The sequence below is a fragment of the Propionicimonas sp. T2.31MG-18 genome (assembly GCF_964266745.1).
GTDB lineage: Bacteria > Actinomycetota > Actinomycetes > Propionibacteriales > Propionibacteriaceae > Propionicimonas.
Map to the genome: position 1 here is coordinate 1 of NZ_CAXWGX010000017.1, position 396 is coordinate 396.

Annotated in this window: 1 protein-coding gene; it reads right to left on the reverse strand. The window is 43.9% G+C overall.

The features are described 5' to 3' along the window. Positions 1–396, reverse strand: a 396-nt coding sequence (locus tag ACFQQJ_RS08070; protein ID WP_377105528.1) for a hypothetical protein, incomplete at both ends; no start/stop codon positions are given.

Sequence of the window (396 nt, forward strand, 5' to 3'; positions counted from 1 at the left end):
CATATCAGAGGCTTTTGAAATGAGACGAAGAACGTCGTTGGAACGTGAAATTCCGTCATACAGCGCTACCCATTTTTCATTGAAACCACCAATATCTGCCTGCTGGATATATTTTTCAATGGTAGTGATCTGGGCAAGGTCACCTACGTCACTTCCCTTGTATCCGTCGTCAGATGCAACGGTTCCATAAATCCAGTTGCTTACTGCAGAAAAATATGTCCCGCCGGAACCAACGCCATCCAGCATACTATATGCGCCTATCAATACGGCATTAACCCCGGTTTTGTTCGAAAGCATCGCCTCGTTACCAACGCCAAGCGGTGTGGTTTCCAGAAATTTTTCTTTACAGGAAGTAATGACTCCCATGCAAACCAAAGCTGTGAATATTAAAATTTT